The sequence below is a fragment of the Kaarinaea lacus genome, assembly GCF_975902315.1.
On record NZ_CDLKIE010000519.1, the window covers coordinates 1 to 3,540 of the forward strand.

A 3,540-nucleotide genomic window follows, 5' to 3' on the forward strand; every position below is an offset into this window, starting at 1 on the left:
AAAAGAGCGCGTATTGTATGTAAATTTACCTAAAATTGAAACAGTTATCTGACCACATCTGCACGGCGTTTGTTGCTAATTTTTACCCAAATATCCCCCAGATAGGCGAAGTTCAGTCCAGGCGCGCCACGGAAACAACGCAAAATCAACGCTTAGAAGGGCATTCCGGGGGGCATACGGCCTTTCATGCCGCGCATCATCTTCTTCATGCCGCCCTTGGACATCTTTTTCATCATTTTCTGCATCTGGGTAAATTGCTTGAGCATCCGGTTCACATCCTGAATTTGTGTACCTGACCCAGCCGCAATGCGCTTTTTTCGCGAGCCATTGATTACCTTGGGAAAACGCCGCTCATGGGGGGTCATGGAATTGATGATGGCCTCCAGGCGCTTGATTTGCTTGTCATCCACCTGGTTTTTCATGGCCTGGGTCATGCCGGACATACCCGGCATTTTATCCATTAACCCGGCCAGTCCACCCATGTTCTGCATTTGTTTGAGCTGAGACTGAAAATCTTCCAGGTTAAAGCCTTTGCCTTTGGATACTTTTTTCGCCAGGCGTTCCGCTTCCTGGCGGTCCACCTTCTGTTCCACCTCTTCGATGAGACTCAGCACGTCACCCATGCCGAGAATACGCGAAGCCATCCGGTCGGGATGAAACGGTTCAAGTGCGGTGGTTTTCTCGCCAATTCCCAGAAATTTGATGGGCTTTCCGGTGATGTGTCGAATGGATAACGCCGCCCCACCCCGGGCATCACCGTCAGTCTTGGTGAGAATCACACCGGTGAGCGGCAAGGCATCGTTGAATGCCTTGGCAGTATTGGCCGCATCCTGGCCAGTCATACTATCCACTACGAACAGGGTTTCTACGGGAGCGACTGCGCCATGCAGGCGTTTTATTTCCTGCATCATTTCATCATCAATATGTAAGCGGCCTGCAGTATCAACTATAAGTACGTCCTGAGCTTGTTTGCGGGCGGAATCGATGGCGTTGTTGGCAATATCCACCGGATCCTGACTGGGATCACTGGGAAAAAAGTTGGCGCCAACTTCCGACGCCAGGGTTTTCAGCTGGTCAATGGCCGCGGGCCGGTAGACGTCGGCGCTCACCACCATGACCGATTTTTTCTTCTGCTCAATCAACCAACGGGAAAGTTTCGCGACACTGGTGGTTTTACCAGAACCCTGTAATCCAGCCATGAGTACCACGGCCGGTGGTCGAACATTCAAATCCAGTTCTTCATTGGCCTGCCCCATCAGGCTTTCCAGTTCTGCCTGAACAATCTTGATGAAGGCCTGCCCCGGAGTGAGGCTCTTGGTGACATCTTCCCCCAGGGCACGTTCTTTCACCTGATCCACGAATGCACGTACCACGGGCAAGGCAACATCCGCTTCCAGTAACGCTTTGCGGACTTCACGCAGGGTATCTTTGATATTGTCTTCCGTGAGCCGAGCCTGGCCTCGTACCTGTTTGATGGTCTGCGAAAGACGATCCGTTAAATTTTCAAACATGTGATTATCTAACCTACTGATAACTAAATTGATTAATTATAAACTTACCCAAAGACGGAGGCACATTTCCGCCATCGGCAATATACGGCTAATTCCAGACAAATCTGGTGCGGGGGTATTATAGCGTGAATTGCTTTCCACCGTTCAAGCGATGGATATTTCGATCAGGAATCGCAACCCGGCATTCGTCCACAATGGTATCTTCCTTGCCAGGTTTGGTATGTGAGATATAGATGTCCGGTTGATGACGCAGTTTGACCAGGTCCAGAGCCAATAATTCAGGGGAATAATGCCCTGCACGCTTGGCCAGGTCCTCGAGTACATTGGGAAACGCCACTTCGCAAATTAATAAATCCAGCTTTTCGTAGCGATTCAGTACTTCCCAAAAATTATCATGATTGGTGGTATCACCCGTAAATGCAAAACAACCCGTTGCGCATTCCACGCGATAACCCACGCCGGGAACAATATGGTTCACTTCTATCATTTCAATGGTGCGGTCACCCATTTGCATGGTAGTGCCGGGTGCCATGGTCTCAAATGCCATGACAGGATTTTCTTCAGTCGGTAATTTGGAAAAATCTGGCCAGATGGTCCAGTTAAAGATATGTGTTTTCAGGGCTTCGATTGTTTTAGGCTGGCCGTGAACAATAACTGGTTCCGTGATGCTGCTGAAAATACTATCGACCATCAAGGGTAAAAAAGTGAAGTGATCCATATGCGTGTGAGTCAGGAAAATGTGTTTAATTTTCTCCAACTCTTCCAATGTGAGATCGCCCACGCCGCTACCGGCGTCGATAAGAATATCGTCGTCGATCAATAACGAAGTTGTCCTTAAATCAGCTCCAATACCGCCGCTGCATCCTAAAACGCGTAAGTTCATCTCTCACCAAGAGGGTAATGCCTTTTACACCCTGTTCTTCATTATTTATTGAGGAAAATTTTTACCGCTTATTTCGTACTGACTACGGCCACGGCACCAATTTCTTTATTTTTTTGGGTCAAATTGATGAATCACTTTGCCAATTCATGCAATATTCCCATTTTGTAACGCAAAACAGCTGGAATTTGTATGCTTATTAAGCAACCCTCATCGATTTATTAAGTATTCAATCAATGTTTATCGTGCTTGGGAATGATGATCGCTTATATTCAGGCTTGCGCAAATCGTGCCGATATCCAGCAAAATATATGCTTTCATTATTAACTGATTTTGTACATAATTTTATTGTAATTCATTTACTTAAAATTGCTATTTTTTTAGACGTAGAATAATACGCGCGGAATTCTGAATTTAAAAAAATCCGTCGAATCTGAACAGCATTGTTGATCGTTCATTTTTTTATTAAATAAAAGTAGAAAGACTTTACCATATGTGGATATCAGGAATGACCGAAAAACCATCAAAACAAATTTGTTCAACAATCCACTGGCATATAGTAATCGCATAATTCGCGCATTATGTCCCCTACACGACCGCAAATAGACTTACTGGGAAACACAAACTCTAAATATGATTTCAACCACCGTTATTAGCTCGGCTACCATCGCGCTGTATTTACTGACTGGTATTCTATTAGCAATCCGCCTGTTTGGCCGAAAAGAAACCCAGCCTGATTCATTGCTTTATAAAAAGAATGGTTTGTTGGTACTAGGTCTCTTTGCAGTAATTCTGCACGCGATAGTTTTGTACAACACACTTTTTGTTGCCGATGGTCTGGATATGGGATTCTTTAACGCTGGTTCCTTGATTCTCTGGCTAATTGCGCTGACCATCATGCTAGGAGCCATCGCCAATCCCGTCGAGAATCTGGGCATACTATTATTACCGCTGGCAGGCTTATCCATTTTATTCAGCATGCTGTTTACTGCCGAGCATACATTAATGCCCGCCCAGGCCATGGAGTTGAAAATCCATATCCTGATGTCAATTATGGCATACGCCCTGTTAACCATTGCCGCTGTACATGCCGTCGTGCTATCTATTCAGGATAAACATCTGCGCAACCGCAAACCCGGCGGATTTATA

3 protein-coding genes are annotated in these 3,540 nt (G+C 46.0%); 1 reads left to right on the forward strand and 2 read right to left on the reverse strand.

Annotation, left to right across the window (positions count from 1 at the left end):
- Positions 1 to 152 precede the first annotated feature (152 nt).
- Positions 153 to 1,511 (reverse strand): signal recognition particle protein, encoded by a 1,359-nt coding sequence (ffh, locus tag ACWVCM_RS16150; RefSeq protein WP_455202799.1) that lies wholly within the window; start codon positions 1,509 to 1,511, stop codon positions 153 to 155.
- Between the two features lie 118 nt (positions 1,512 to 1,629).
- Complete coding sequence (locus tag ACWVCM_RS16155) at positions 1,630 to 2,394, reverse strand: 3',5'-cyclic-nucleotide phosphodiesterase (protein WP_455202800.1); 765 nt, start codon at positions 2,392 to 2,394, stop codon at positions 1,630 to 1,632.
- A 630-nt stretch (positions 2,395 to 3,024) separates the two neighbouring features.
- On the opposite strand from ACWVCM_RS16155, the gene ACWVCM_RS16160 reads away from it, so the two are divergent.
- Positions 3,025 to 3,540: cytochrome C assembly family protein (locus ACWVCM_RS16160; RefSeq protein WP_455202801.1), on the forward strand; the 516-nt coding region annotated here is incomplete at its 3' end.